Raw genomic sequence first — 14,055 nt, 5'->3', positions numbered from 1 at the left:
CGCCCGAGCCTATCGTCAGAAGCGCTTTCCCAGCTCGCGCGCTTCGGCGTGCGCGGTGCGGCGCCCGGTCTCGGCGTCGGCGGTCGCGAGGTTCGGGCGGAACGCGATCGTGCTGAGGTCGGTGATCCCCGCCCAGCGCAGCCAGCCCTCCAGGAACGGCGCCTGGTGGTCAGTGCCGAACGCGGGCGGGCGGCCGGCGCCGTACACCGCGCTGGTATAGACGACGGCCGCCTTCTTCCCGCTCAGAAGACCCGTGTACCCGGCATCGGGGTCGAAGGAGAAGACCCAGCCGGGCTGGGACACGACATCGATGAACTGCTTCAGGATGTACGGGACGCCGGTGTTCCACATCGGGACGCTGAACAGGTAGCGGTCGTAGGAGTCGAAGCGTTCGAAGACCCCGCGGGCGGCGCGCCAGGCGGCGGCCTGTTCCCCGGCGGGGTCCCCACCGGCGAAGACGGTCATCTTGGCGCCGGCTCCCGCGGGGCCGAACGCGGGCAGGGTCCCGTCCCACAGGTCGAAGTGGTCGACGACGTCGCCGTGGGTCTCGCGGTAGGCGTCCGCGAACGTCCCGGCGATCGCCAGCGACTCGGATGCGCCGCCCCGGGGCGAGGCGGAGATGTGCAGCAGGCGTGACATGAGGATCCCCTCGGAGAAGGCATGCGGACCACAGTCCGATTACTTCTCCAGAGGTTAACGGACCCTAGTCCGCTTGGCAATCAGTCGTCGTCCGAGACGAACAGGTTGAGCAGCCAGCCGACGACGCCGACGATGATCGCGCCCCAGAACGCGGGCCAGAACCAGTCGACGTGGAAGGGGAGGTCCAGTTCGCCGGCGAGCCAGCTCGTCAGCATGAGCAGCCCCGCGTTCACCAGCAGGGCGAACAGGCCGAGGGTCAGGACGTAGAACGCGCACCCCAGGACCTTGATGACCGGTTTGAGCACGGCGTTGACGACGCCGAAGATCGCGGCGACCGCGAGCAGCGTCAGCACCCGCTCCGCCGTGCCACCGGTGGTCAGTTCGACGCCGTCCACGACGATCTCGGCCACCCACAGGGCGACCGCGGAGATGACAAGCCTGATGAGGATCTTCATCCCCCGGAACCTACCCGCCCGTAGCGCCCCCCGTACACGGCTACCCGACCACCCCGTGCCGGAGACCATCCCCTACCGGGCCGATCACGGTGAGTGCCCGGGGGGCGGTGAGGACCTCGCCGGCCACGGCGCGGACGTCGTCCAGGGTGACGGCCTCGATGCGGGCGAGCACCTCGTCCACGGGCAGCAGGGACTCGTACACCAGCTCGCTCTTGCCGATGCGGCTCATGCGGGAACCCGTGTCCTCAAGGCCGAGGACCATGGCGCCGCGCAGCTGCCCCTTGCCGCGGTCGAGCTCCTCTTCGGTGAGGGACTCCGCGGCGGCCTTGGCGACCTCGTCGCGGCAGATCGACAGGACCTCCTCGGCCTTGGCGGGCTGGCAGCCCGCGTAGACGCCGAAGATGCCGGAGTCGGCGTACTGGGCCGTGTAGCTGTAGACGGAGTAGGCGAGGCCGCGCTTCTCGCGGATCTCCTGGAACAGGCGGGACGACATGCCGCCGCCCAGCGCGGCGTTCAGCACCCCGAGCGCGAACCGGCGGTCGTCGGTGCGGGACACGCCGGCGCCGCCGAGGATGATGTGCACCTGCTCGGTGTCCTTGTCGATCACCACGGTGCGCGGGTCGACGGGGGCGGGCGCGCCGTCCAGCCGGGGCGCGGTGGGCACGGCGTCCCCGGTCAGGTGCCCCTCGAACGCGCGGGACACCAGCCGGACGACCTCGTCGTGGTCGATGTTGCCCGCCACCGACACCACCAGGTTGGCCGGGACGTAGTGCTCCCGGTAGTAGCCGTGGACCCGGTCCCGGGACAGCGCGTTGATCGACTCCTCGGTGCCGAGGATGGGGCGCCCGAGCGGGGTGTCGCCGTACAGCGCGGTCGCGAACTCGTCGTGGATGAGGTCGCCGGGGTCGTCGTCGCGCATGTGGATCTCTTCGAGGATCACGCCGCGCTCGGCCTCCACGTCCTCGGGGCGGTTGACCGATGCCGCCACCATGTCGGAGACGACGTCCACGGCGAGCGGGAGGTCGGAGTCCAGGACCCGCGCGTAGTAGCAGGTGTACTCCTTGGCGGTGAACGCGTTGAGGTCGCCGCCGACCGTGTCGATCGCCGCGGAGATCTCCAGCGCCGACCGCCGCCGGGTGCCCTTGAACAGGACGTGCTCCAGGTAGTGGCTCGCGCCGGCGTCGGCGGGCGCCTCGTCGCGGGAACCGACCGCCGACCAGATGCCGAACGCGGCGGACCGCACCGTCGGCATCGTCTCGGTGATGACGCGCAGCCCCCCGGGCAGGACGGTGCGGCGCACCGTGCCGGCGCCCTCGCCGTGGATCGTGATGGTGGTGCCGGGCTCCTGCGCCCGCGCGGGCAGGGTCACGTGTCGCTCACATTCCGTCGATGGAGAACGATCCGGCCGGGCACCCCGCGGGTGCCCGGCCGGTCGGTAACACGGTCAGGAGTTGCGCTGGCCGGTGTCGTCACCGCCGCGACGGGTGCGGCGGCGCCGCGGGCGGCGCTCCCCGTCGTCGCGGCGCTCCTGGCGCTCGCCGGACTCGTCGTCGGCGGACGCCGAGGGTGCGGCGGAGGCCGAGGGCGCGGAGGGCGCGGCACCGCCGTCGCCCGCGCCGCCGTTCTCGGCCTCCTTCTCGACGACCTCGACCGGCACCAGCGACAGCTTGCCGCGCTGGTCGATCTCGGTGACCTCGACCTGGATCTTCTCGCCGACGCCCATCACGTCCTCGACGTTCTCGATCCGGGCGCCGCCGTGCAGCTTGCGGATCTGCGAGACGTGCAGCAGGCCGTCCTTGCCGGGCAGCAGCGACACGAACGCGCCGAACGTCGTGGTCTTGACGACGGTGCCGAGGAACCGCTCGCCGACCTCCGGCATGTGCGGGTTGGCGATCGAGTTGATCGCCTGCCGCGCGGCCTCGGCGGACGGGCCGTCGGTGGCCCCGACGTAGATCGTGCCGTCGTCCTCGATCGTGATGTCGGCGCCGGTGTCGTCCTGGATCGAGTTGATCATCTTGCCCTTGGGCCCGATGACCTCACCGATCTTGTCGACCGGGACCTTGATCGTGATGATCCGCGGCGCGTTCGGGCTCATCTCGGCGGGCGCCTCGATGGCCTCCTGCATGACGTCCAGGATCGCCAGCCGGGCACCCTTGGCCTGCCGCAGCGCGGCGCCCAGCACCGAGGCGGGGATGCCGTCGAGCTTGGTGTCGAGCTGCAGCGCGGTGATCAGGTCGCGGGTGCCGGCGACCTTGAAGTCCATGTCGCCGAACGCGTCCTCGGCGCCGAGGATGTCGGTGAGGGTGACGTACTCGCCGCCCTCGTGGATCAGCCCCATCGCGATGCCCGCCACCATCTGCTTGAGCGGGACGCCCGCGTCCAGCAGCGACATGGTGGACGCGCACACCGACCCCATCGAGGTGGAGCCGTTGGACCCGAGGGCCTCCGACACCTGCCGGATCGCGTACGGGAACTCCTCGCGGGTGGGCAGCACCGGGAGCAGCGCGCGCTCGGCGAGCGCGCCGTGCCCGATCTCGCGGCGCTTCGGCGAACCGACCCGGCCCGTCTCCCCGGTGGAGTACGGCGGGAAGTTGTAGTTGTGCATGTAGCGCTTGGTGCGCTCCGGGTTCAGCGTGTCGATCATCTGCTCCATGCGGAGCATGTTCAGCGTGGTCACGCCCATGATCTGGGTCTCGCCGCGCTCGAAGATCGCCGAGCCGTGCACCCGCGGGACGACGTGCGCCTCGGCGGTCAGCTGGCGGATGTCCTTCGGCCCGCGGCCGTCGATGCGCAGCCCGTCGCGGACGACCCGCTCGCGGACCAGCTTCTTGGTGACGGCGCGGTAGGCGGCGGAGATCTCCTTCTCGCGCCCCTCGAACGTCTCGGCGAGCTTCTCCGCGGCGGCGGCCTTGATCTCGTCCAGCCGGGCCTCGCGCTCCTGCTTGCCGGCGATCGTCAGCGCCTGCGCGAGGTCCGCGCTGACGGCGTCGGTGACGGCGGCGAGCACGTCGTCCTGGTACTCCAGGAAGATCGGGTACTCGGCGGTCTCCTTGGCGGCGACGGCCGCGAGGTCGCTCTGCGCCTTGCACAGGACCTTGATGAACGGCTTGGCCGCCTCCAGGCCATCCGCGATGGTCTCCTCGGTCGGCGCGGTCGCGCCCTCGCCGACGAGCTTGAGCGTCTCGCGGGTGGACTCCGCCTCGACCATCATGATCGCGACGTCGCCGTCCGCGAGCACCCGGCCGGCCACCACCATGTCGAAGGTGGCGCGCTCCAGCTCGGGGTGGGTGGGGAAGCCGACCCACTGGCCCTCGATCAGCGCGACGCGGACCCCGCCGATCGGGCCGGAGAACGGCAGCCCGGCCAGCTGCGTGGACAGCGAGGCGGCGTTGATCGCCACGACGTCGTACAGGTGGTCGGGGTGCAGCGCCATGATCGTCTCGACGACCTGGATCTCGTTGCGCAGGCCCTTGGTGAACGACGGGCGCAGCGGCCGGTCGATCAGCCGGCAGGTGAGGATCGCGTCCTCGGACGGGCGGCCCTCGCGGCGGAAGAACGAGCCGGGAATGCGGCCGGCCGCGTACATCCGCTCCTCGACGTCGACGGTCAAGGGGAAGAAGTCCAGGTTCTCCTTGGGCTTCTTGGACGCGGTCGTCGCCGACAGCACCATCGTCTCGTCGTCGAGGTAGGCGACGGCGGAGCCGGCGGCCTGGCGGGCCAGCCGGCCCGCCTCGAAACGGATGGTGCGGGTGCCGAACGTGCCGTTGTCGATCACGGCTTCGGTGGTCTGTGCACCGTCGATGCGCACGGCTTCTGTCACGGGAAACCTCCTCAGGGTTCCATGTCGGTCCTCGCGGCCGTTTCCCGTTGGTCTCGTACGCTGCCGGTCTTCGATCGAAGCACCCGGATCGGGATTCCGCCGATGCGGCGGAACGGATCCGGAAGCCACTACCGAGGACCGGCCCGCACCAGCGGTGTCCGCGAGGCTTGTCTGCAGTTTTGCGGCCCGCCCGCGGCTTCGCGGCCCCGGGCGGCCGGTATGCCGGGGGCCCGGACGGCCGGGCCCCGGCATAAACGGAGGGAGTGGCCCGGCGGGCCACTCCCTCACCCGACTAGCGGCGCAGGCCGAGGCGTTCGATCAGCTGCCGGTAGCGGTTGATGTCCTTGTTCGCGAGGTACTTCAGGAGGCGGCGACGACGGCCGACCAGCAGCAGGAGGCCGCGGCGGCTGTGGTGGTCGTGCTTGTGCTCCTTGAGGTGCTCGGTCAGATCGGTGATGCGGCGCGTAAGCAGCGCGACCTGGACCTCCGGGGATCCGGTGTCACCCTCAGTGGTCGCGTACTCGGCGATGATCTGGTTCTTCGTGGCGGTGTCGAGCGACACGTGGCTCCTTCGATGAAATCGTCACCCGCAGATCCGGGCCCGATGGGCGTGCGGGTCCGCATGGTGCGTGTTAAGAGAGTGGCGGGCCGCATGAGGGTGCAGCCAGCCGCGCCGGGGCCCTTCCCGGCGACTATTCACCGTACCATGTTGGCTGCAAGACCGGCCCAAGGTGCTCGCCTGGCGGCTCGCACCTTGACCGGTCTTGTGCGGGCGCGAATCGCTTCGCGATCTTCCCGGTGGGGCTCGCCTTCGGCTTCGCCCCACCGGTCAGGTAGCGCGCCCGCGTGACGGCCGAGGTTCCTTGGGCTAGGACGTGATCTCGCGGATCTTGTCCACGTCCCGGTGCATCTGGTCGACCAGGGCCTCGACCGAGTCGAACTTCAGGGTGTCGCGGGTGCGTGCGGTGAAGTCCACGGCCATGTGCTCGCCGTAGAGGTCCAGGTCGTCGCGGTCCAGTGCGTACGCCTCGACGGTGCGCTCCACGCCCTCGAACGTCGGGTTGGTGCCGATGGAGATCGCGGCCGGCCAGCGGAAGTCCGGGTAGCGGCCGGAGTCGCAGACCAGCCAGCCGGCGTAGACGCCGTCCGCGGGGATCGCGGTCTGCGGCGGGGTCTCCAGGTTGGCGGTGGGAAAGCCCAGCGCGCGGCCCCGCTGGTGACCGCGCACGACGACGCCCTCGACGCGGTGCGGGCGGCCGAGCGCCCGCGCGGCCGCCTCGACGTCGCCCGCTTCGAGCCGCCCTCGGATGTAGGTGGAGGAGATCGTGTCGTCGTTGGCCACCAGCGGCATGCCCTCGGCGGTGAAGTCGTACTTGTCGCCGAGTTCCCGCAGCAGCGCGACGTCCCCCTTGGCCTTGTGCCCGAAGCGGAAGTCCTCGCCGACGATCACGTGGGCCGCGTGGAGCCGGTCCACCAGGACCGACTGGACGAAGTCGTCCGGGGCCATCTTCGAGAGTTCGAGCGTGAACGGCACGACCACGACGGCGTCGGCGCCGAGGCCCTCCAGCAGTTCGATGCGGCGCCTGGTGCCGGCGAGCAGCGGCGGATGCGTGCCGGGGCGGACGACCTCGTCGGGATGCGGGTCGAAGGTGATGACCACCGAGCGCAGCCCGCGGCGGCGCGCCTCCTCCACGGCGGTGCCCACGATCCGCTGGTGTCCGCGGTGCACCCCGTCGAACACCCCGATCGTGATCACTGAACGGCCCCAGTCTGCGGGAACCTCGTCGAGGCCATTCCAGCGCCGCACCATTCTCTCCCTGCGTAGGACGTGCCTGCCCGGTCCTTGCTGTCGTCCTAAGGGTGCCATGCGAGGGCGGGCACCGTCGCATCCAGGGGTCCCCGGCGTCAGCCCGACTGGTAGACGACCAGTGACACCGCGATGTACTGCAGGACGTAGGCCGCGAGCGTGCAGGCGTGGAAGACCTCGTGGAACCCGAACCAGTTCGGCGAGGGGTTGGGGCGGCGCAGCCCGTACACCACTCCCCCGACGCTGTAGCAGATTCCGCCGGTCGCGACCATGAGGCAGGCGACGACGCCCGCGCCCGACAGGAACTGCGGCAGGAAGAGCACCGCCACCCAGCCAAGCCCGATGTAGAGCGTCACGTAGAGCGCGCGGGGAGCGTCGACCCAGAGCGTCCGGAAGAGGACGCCCGCGACGGCGCCCGTCCAGACGATGGACAGGACGGTTACGCGCACGCCGCCGTCCAGCGCGAGGACCGCGAACGGCGTGTAGGTCCCGGCGATGATCAGGTAGATGTTGGCGTGGTCGAAGCGGCGCAGGATCTCGATGATCCGGTGCGAGGTCTGCCGGTGGTAGGTGCCCGAGATTCCGAACAGCATCGCCGATGTCGCCACGTACACCGCCGACGCGAGCCGCGCCTGGACGCTCGGGCCCAGCGCGACGAGCACGAGCCCGGCGACCAGCACCGCGGGGAACGCGCCGATGTGCAGCCAGCCGCGCAGTCGCGGGCGGGTCGGGGACGCCACCGGGGGATGATGATCGTTCAGAGTGGTCACGGACACCTCCTACCCAACCAACCTACGGTTACGTAGGTTACTTGACCGTAGGTTCAGTCGTCAGCGTTTTCGTCCCGTGACGCGCACCACGGTGGCTCGGCGCGGAGGTCAGGACGCGAAGACGGCGAGCGGCTTGGCGACGCCGCCCTTCTCCTCGACCAGGGCCAGCAGCGAGCCGTCGGGTGCGAAGACGCCCACCGGGCCCGGGCCGAGCCCCGCGGCCGGGAGCCGCCCGCCGTGCGCGACCTTGCGGGCGTCGTCGGCCGAGACGTCCCGGCGCGGGAACACCGCCGCGACGGCCTCCGCCATCGGAAGGACCTCCAGCTTCTCGCCGAGCCGGTCGAGCGTCCGCGCCATGCCGAGATCGTAGGGCCCGACGCGGGTACGGCGCAGCGCCGTGAGATGCCCCCCGCAGCCGAGGGCCGCGCCGAGATCCCGCGCCAGCGCGCGGATATAGGTGCCGGACGAGCAGCCGATGGACGCGTCCACGTCGATCACGTCGCCGTCGCGGCGGATCGCGGTGACCGTGAAGTCGTGCACGGTGACCGGCCGGTCGGCGAGGGCGACCTCCTCGCCCTTGCGGGCCATCTTGTAGGCCCGCTCCCCGTTCACCTTGATCGCGCTGACCTGGGGCGGAACCTGCCGGATGGGGCCGGTCAGCGCCGCGATCCCCGCGTGCAGGGCCTCGTCGGCGACCCCCGCGGCGGACGCGGTCGCGGTGACCTCGCCCTCGGCGTCGTCGGTGTTGGTCGACTCCCCCAGCCGGATCGTGGCGTCGTAGCCCTTCTCGGTCAGCGCCAGATGCCCCAGCAGGCGGGTCGCCTTGCCGATGCCGAGGACGAGGACGCCGGTCGCCATCGGGTCCAGCGTCCCCGCGTGCCCGACGCGCCGGGTCTTCGCCAGCCGCCGCATCCGGCCGACCACGTCGTGCGAGGTCCAGCCGGCGGGCTTGTCCACGATGACGAGCCCCGATTTGCCCGAGTTGTCCACACGCGCTCCGAAAGGTCAGTCGGCATGGTCTCCGGGGACGCGCAGCGCGGCGCGCAACCGGTCGATGATGCAGGCGGGCTCGCCGCCCATGGTGAACGCGGCGGCGGTGCGGTGCCCGCCACCGCCGAGTTCCACGCAGGCGCGGCCGACGTCGACCGAGCCCTTGGAGCGGGTGGAGACGTACCAGTCGCCGCGGTCGTCCTCCTTGCACACGACGGCGACCTCGGCCTCGTCGGTGCGCCTGAGCTGGTCGATGACCCCTTCGAGCTGGTCGTAGGGGACGTCGCGGGCGTCCCGGTCGGAGCGCGCGATCGTCGTCCAGACCAGGCCGCGGCCGCCCGCGGCGTCGCGTTCCAGCCGGGCCCGCGCCAGCGCGCCCGCGAGGACCTGCAGGTAGCCGAACGGCGCCCGGTCCCACAGCTCCCGGCTCACCGCCTCCGGCCGGACGCCCGCGGTCAGCAGCCGTCCCGCCAGGTCGTGGACCTCGGGCGTCGTGCACGGGTACTTGAACGAGCCGGTGTCGCTGGCGAGCCCCGCGTACAGGCCCTGCGCGATGTCACGGTCGAGCGGGACGCCGAGCCGGCGGATCAGCTCCTCGACCAGCACCGCGGTGGCGGCGGCGTCCGGGTCGACCAGCCGCACCCCGCCGAAATCGGTGTTGGACGCGTGGTGGTCGACGACGATGAGGGCGCCCGCGCGGGCCGCGGGCTCGGCGAGCGAGCCGAGCCGCGCCTGCCCGGCCGCGTCCAGCGAGATCATCAGGTCCGGGGCCGCGGGCATCCGGGCGGGCTCGACCAGCAGCTCCTGGCCGGGCAGGAACCGCAGGATCGCCGGGACCGCGAACGGCTCGCCGAAGGACGCCAGGCAGTCCTTGCCCAGCGCGCGCAGGGCCTGCGCCAGTGCGAGCATGGAGCCGAGCGCGTCGCCGTCCGGCGCCACGTGGCAGGCGAGGCACACCTCCCCGGCCCCGCGGATCAGCTCGACCGCCCGGTCCCATTCCAGGTCGGCGGCCTGCGCCGCCGGCCCGGCGATCGCCCCGGCCGCCGGGTCGGCCGCGGCCGAGTCCACCGGCGCGGCGCGGCCGTGCGGCCCCCGGAACTCGGACGGCACAGCGGGTTCGGTCGGCACGGGAGGCTCGAACGGCACCGCGGGCTCCGGTGGCAGGGCGGGGACGGGCTGCCCGCCGCCGCTCCCACCGCTCAGCCCGCCGCTGAGCCCACCGCTGAGCCCGCCGCCACCGCCGCGCGGGACGATGTCGTGGCCGCTCGCGGAATGGCCGTCAGCGTCGTGCAGGAGCCACTCCGCGGGCCGGCCGGCGCCCGGTGACTCCGCGCGCCGCTCCGTCCCGCTCACGACGACGGGCGTCCGGGACGGCCGTCCTCACCGTCCTCCGCGATGTCGTGGCCGTCGAAGTCATCGTCGTCGTCCGCGTCCCCGGCGTCCTCTTCGTCGAGGTCGTCATCGAACTCCTCGTCGTCGGAGCCGGGCTCCCGGTAGGGGTTGGCCTCACCGGCCGGGGACGCGCCCTGCGCGGCCTTCGCCACCTCGGCGTCCCTGGCGCGGGCCTTGGCCAGCAGGTCGTCGATGTGGGCGGCGTTCTCCATCAGGGAGTCCATGACGAAGGTGATGCTGGGCGTGTGCCGGACACCGGTCTGCCTGCCCACCTCGGACCTGATGACGCCCTTGGCGCTCTCCAGCGCGGCGGCCGTCTCCGCGCGCTCGCCGTCGGACCCGTACACCGTGTAGTACACGGTCGCGTCGCGCAGGTCGTTGGTGATGCGGGTGTCCGTCACGGTCACGAAGCCGAGCCGCGGATCCTTGATCCGCCTCTCCAGCATCTCGGCCACGATCTGCTGGATGCGGTCGGCGAGCTTGCGCGCCCGAGCTGCGTCCACCATGATCGCACTCCCTTTCTATGGTTACGTGAGGACCGAACGGCTTCAGCCGGCCTGCGGCCATCGCGGGGGGCGCCCCCGCCGCTCAGTCCTCATCACGGAACAGCCGCTGCCGCGCGGACAGCAGCTCGATCTCCGGCCGCCCGGCGACCAGCCGTTCGCACCGGTCGAGCACCTGGGTGCAGTTGGCCGCGGTGCCGGACACCACCGCCACCCCGATCTCCGCCCTGCGGTACAGGTCGTTGCCGCCGGTCTCGGCGACGGCCACCGCCGGGAAGTGCTTCTGCACCTCGGCGATGATGGGCCGGAGGACGGACCGCTTCTGCTTCAGCGATTGGACGTCCCCCAGCAGCAGGTCGAGCGTCAGCGCACCCACGTACACCTGGTCGATCACCTCGGAATCATCGAAGATGAAACGACGGCGGTCACCCGCCGTGTTCCCGGCCGCGGTGCCGCGCGCCGGGCCGTGCGTGCGGCCGGCGGCGGACCGGACCGGATATGCCGGACGCCAGGCTAGAAGATCCGCCTGGCGCCGTGTCACCTGATTAAACGATCATTTTGTCGCGGCCGGGCGGACACGGCCGTCCGCGTCGGTGCTCAGGTGCGGGGCTTCTCCCGCATCTCGAAGCACTCGATGACATCGCCGAGCTTGATGTCGTTGTACCCCACGCCGATACCGCACTCGAAGCCCTCGCGGACCTCGGTGGCGTCCTCCTTGAAGCGGCGCAGCGACGACACCGTGAGGTTGTCGGCGACCACGACGCCGTCGCGGACGAGCCGCGCCTTGGCGTTGCGCTGGATGATCCCCGAGGTGACCATCGACCCGGCGACGTTGCCGATCCGCGGGACCTTGAAGATCTCCCGGACCTCGGCGGTACCGAGCTGGGCCTCCTCGAACTCCGGCTTGAGCATGCCCTTGAGGGCCGCCTCGATCTCCTCGATCGCCTGGTAGATGATCGAGTAGTACCGGATGTCGACGCCCTCGCGGTCGGCCAGTTCCTGCGCGTTGCGCTCGGGCCGCACGTTGAAGCCGAGGATGACCGCGCCCTCCTCGGACGCCAGCGACAGGTTGACGTCGTCCTGCGTGATCGCGCCGACACCGCGGCGGATGATCCGCAGGCTGACCTCGTCGCCCACGTCGATCTTGAGGAGCGAGTCCTCCAGCGCCTCGACCGAACCGGACACGTCGCCCTTGAGGATGAGCAGGAGCTCCTCCCGCTTGCCCTCCTGGAAGTCCTTGAAGAGTTCCTCGAGGGAGCTGCTCTTGCGGCTCTTGAGCAGCTCGGCGTTGCGCTTGCGCGCCACCCGCTTGTCGGCGATCTGCCGGGCGACCCGGTCGTCGTCGACGACCAGGAAGTTGTCCCCGGCACCGGGCACGGCCGCGAGGCCGAGCACCATCACCGGACGGGACGGGCCCGCCTCCGTGACGTTGTTGCCGTTCTCGTCGAGCATCGCCCGGACGCGGCCGTTGGCCACCCCGCAGACGATCGAGTCGCCGACCCGCAGCGTGCCGCGCTGCACCAGCACGGTCGCCACGGCGCCCCGGCCCTTGTCCAGGTGGGCCTCGATGGCCGAGCCCTGGGCGGGCATGTCGGGGTTGGCCTTCAGGTCGAGCTCGGCGTCGGCGGTCAGGATGATCGCCTCCAGCAGCCCGTCGATGTTCTGGCGCTGCTTGGCCGACACGTCCACGAAGATGGTCGAGCCGCCGAACTCCTCGGCGACCAGGCCGTACTCGGTCAGCTGGGCCCGCACCTTGTTCGGGTCCGCACCCTCGACGTCGACCTTGTTGACCGCGACGACGATCGGGACCCCCGCCGCGGTGGCGTGGTCGATCGCCTCGGTGGTCTGCGGCTTGACGCCGTCGTCCGCGGCGACCACCAGCACCACCAGGTCGGTGGTGTCGGCACCGCGGGCACGCATGGCGGTGAACGCCTCGTGACCCGGGGTGTCGATGAAGGTGATCTTGCGCTCCTCGCCGTCGACCTCGGTCTCGACCTGGTAGGCGCCGATGTGCTGGGTGATGCCGCCGGCCTCGCCCGCCTGCACGTTGGCGTGCCGGACGGCGTCCAGCAGCTTGGTCTTACCGTGGTCGACGTGGCCCATGACGGTGACCACCGGCGGCCGGGGCAGCAGGTGCTCCTCGCCGCCCTCGTCCTCGCCGTACTCGATGTCGAACGACTCGAGCAGCTCGCGGTCCTCGTCCTCGGGGCTGACGACCTGGACGTCGAAGTCCAGCTCGATCCCGAGGGCCTCCAGGTCGGCGGGGTCGACCGACTGGGTCGCGGTGACCATCTTGCCGAGGTGCATCATGATCGCGACGAGCGACGCCGGGTTGGCGCCGACCTTCTCGGCGAAGTCGGTCAGGGACGCGCCCTGCGGCAGCCGGATCGTCTTGCCGTTGCCGCGCGGAGCCGAGACACCGCCGACGGCGGGCGCCTGCATGTTCTCGAACTCTTGACGACGCGCCCGCTTCGACTTGCGTCCGCGTGCGGGACGCCCGCCGGGACGGCCGAACGCGCCCTGCGTACCGCCGCGGCCGCGGCCGCCGCCACCGGGACGGGGACCGAAGCCACCGCCGGGACGACCGCCGGCACCCGTGCGGGGACCGCCGAAGCCGCCGCCGGGACGGCCGCCGCCACCGGGACCGCGGCCACCGCCGCCGCCACCGGGACCGCGGCCACCGCCGCCGGGACCGCGGCCGCCACCGCCGCCGCCACCGGGACCGCCGCGACCGGGCGCGGCCGGCCGCGAGGACGGCATGTTCATCGGGCTCGGACGCGGACCGCCCGGCCGGGGCGGCATGCTGCCCGGGCTCGGACGCGGGCCACCGGCACCGGGACCGCCGCCGGGACGCGGGCCACCGGGACGCGGGCCGCCGGCGCGGTCGCCACCGGGGCGGTCACCCCGGTCGGGACGCTCGGCGCCCGGACGCGGACCGGGGCGCGGGCCCGGCTTGGGCGCCTGGCCCATGCCGCTGGCGTTGGAGCTGAACGGGTTGTTGCCCGGACGCGGGCCACCGGGGCCACGGCCACCGCCCCCCTGACGGGGACCGGGACGCGGGCCCGGCTTGGGCGCGCGGGGACCCGGCTTCGGGCCACCGGGCGCGCGGCCACCGGGACCGGCGGTACCGGTTCCGGCACCGTCGGCGGCGGAACCGCCCGCGCCGGCCGGACCGGACGGACCGGCCGCGGGCGGGGCGCTCGGGCCCTGCGCCGCGGGGGCGTCCACCTGCGTGCCCGGCGCCGGCGGGACCGGCGGGCGCGGGCCCGGCTTCGGGGCGCCGCCCTGGCCGCCGGGGCCGCCGGGGCCGGGCCGCGGCGCGGCCGGACGCGGCGCCGCGGGCCGCGGGGCCTGCGGGCGGGCGTTCTGGGAATCGGATGCGCCGCCGCCGGACGGTCCCGGACGCGGCGCGGCGGGCCGTGGAGCCGAAGGCTTCTTCGGCGCGGCCCGCTTGTCCCCCTGCTTCGGGGGAGAAGAAGAATTTGAGAAGGCTTCTGTCAGCCTGCGAACGACCGGCGCCTCAATCGTGGAGGACGCCGACCGTACGAACTCGCCCATTTCCTGGAGCTTGGCCATCACGACCTTGCTCTCTACACCGAACTCCTTGGCGAGTTCGTAAACCCGGACCTTCGCCACTGCACTCCCTACTCGGTCCGGGGGTGCGGCCTCCGGACCGTCG

The 14,055-nt window shown here is 72.2% G+C and carries 12 protein-coding genes; all 12 read right to left on the bottom strand.

The genetic code is table 11. The features are described from left to right. Positions 1-15 precede the first annotated feature (15 nt). Positions 16-639, bottom strand: a complete 624-nt coding sequence (locus tag E1289_RS00390) for an NAD(P)H-dependent oxidoreductase (protein ID WP_131974044.1) — start codon at positions 637-639, stop codon at positions 16-18. 80 nt (positions 640-719) lie between these two features. Further along, positions 720-1,094, bottom strand: coding sequence for a phage holin family protein (locus E1289_RS00385; RefSeq protein WP_131974043.1), 375 nt, complete (start codon positions 1,092-1,094; stop codon positions 720-722). Positions 1,095-1,134: 40 nt separating this feature from the next. Further along, positions 1,135-2,463 carry a pitrilysin family protein gene (locus E1289_RS00380; protein WP_131974042.1) on the bottom strand — a complete coding sequence of 443 codons (1,329 nt, stop codon included), beginning with the start codon at positions 2,461-2,463 and terminating at the stop codon, positions 1,135-1,137. 75 nt (positions 2,464-2,538) lie between these two features. Beyond that, on the bottom strand, positions 2,539-4,896 hold the full coding sequence (locus E1289_RS00375; protein WP_131974122.1) for a polyribonucleotide nucleotidyltransferase: 2,358 nt from the start codon (positions 4,894-4,896) through the stop codon (positions 2,539-2,541). 310 nt (positions 4,897-5,206) lie between these two features. After that, a complete protein-coding gene (gene rpsO / locus E1289_RS00370; RefSeq protein WP_131974041.1) occupies positions 5,207-5,476 on the bottom strand; it encodes a 30S ribosomal protein S15 in 270 nt (89 codons plus the stop codon). Positions 5,477-5,782: 306 nt separating this feature from the next. Beyond that, positions 5,783-6,721, bottom strand: a complete 939-nt coding sequence (locus E1289_RS00365) for a bifunctional riboflavin kinase/FAD synthetase (RefSeq protein ID WP_131974040.1) — start codon at positions 6,719-6,721, stop codon at positions 5,783-5,785. 98 nt (positions 6,722-6,819) lie between these two features. After that, the gene (locus tag E1289_RS00360; RefSeq protein WP_243712506.1) at positions 6,820-7,491 is read right to left on the bottom strand and encodes a hemolysin III family protein; all 672 of its coding nucleotides are present in this window, start codon (positions 7,489-7,491) and stop codon (positions 6,820-6,822) included. A 108-nt stretch (positions 7,492-7,599) separates the two neighbouring features. Further along, complete coding sequence (gene truB / locus E1289_RS00355; protein ID WP_131974039.1) at positions 7,600-8,481, bottom strand: tRNA pseudouridine(55) synthase TruB; 882 nt, start codon at positions 8,479-8,481, stop codon at positions 7,600-7,602. A gap of 15 nt (positions 8,482-8,496) precedes the next feature. Next, on the bottom strand, positions 8,497-9,834 hold the full coding sequence (locus tag E1289_RS00350; protein WP_243712505.1) for a bifunctional oligoribonuclease/PAP phosphatase NrnA: 1,338 nt from the start codon (positions 9,832-9,834) through the stop codon (positions 8,497-8,499). Then, a complete protein-coding gene (gene rbfA, locus E1289_RS00345; RefSeq protein WP_131974038.1) occupies positions 9,831-10,379 on the bottom strand; it encodes a 30S ribosome-binding factor RbfA in 549 nt (182 codons plus the stop codon). The genes E1289_RS00350 and rbfA overlap by 4 nt, the downstream gene beginning before the upstream one ends. Before the next feature lie 82 nt (positions 10,380-10,461). Beyond that, complete coding sequence (locus E1289_RS00340; protein ID WP_243712504.1) at positions 10,462-10,770, bottom strand: DUF503 domain-containing protein; 309 nt, start codon at positions 10,768-10,770, stop codon at positions 10,462-10,464. 203 nt (positions 10,771-10,973) lie between these two features. Further along, positions 10,974-14,012 carry a translation initiation factor IF-2 gene (gene infB / locus E1289_RS00335; RefSeq protein WP_131974037.1) on the bottom strand — a complete coding sequence of 1,013 codons (3,039 nt, stop codon included), beginning with the start codon at positions 14,010-14,012 and terminating at the stop codon, positions 10,974-10,976. Positions 14,013-14,055: the final 43 nt, after the last annotated feature.

Source organism: Actinomadura sp. 6K520 (assembly GCF_004349245.1).
In the GTDB taxonomy this organism is placed as follows: Bacteria; Actinomycetota; Actinomycetes; order Streptosporangiales; family Streptosporangiaceae; genus Spirillospora.
Note: the sequence above shows the minus strand (reverse complement) of the source record. Positions and strands in the feature narration are given on the sequence as shown.

Excerpts from the sequence above, each read along its gene's own strand:
- E1289_RS00390 (WP_131974044.1), bottom strand. The coding sequence starts at position 639 with ATGTCACGCCTGCTGCACATCTCCGCCTCGCCCCGGGGCGGCGCATCC.
- E1289_RS00385 (WP_131974043.1), bottom strand. The coding sequence starts at position 1,094 with ATGAAGATCCTCATCAGGCTTGTCATCTCCGCGGTCGCCCTGTGGGTG.
- rbfA (WP_131974038.1), bottom strand. The coding sequence starts at position 10,379 with ATGGTGGACGCAGCTCGGGCGCGCAAGCTCGCCGACCGCATCCAGCAG.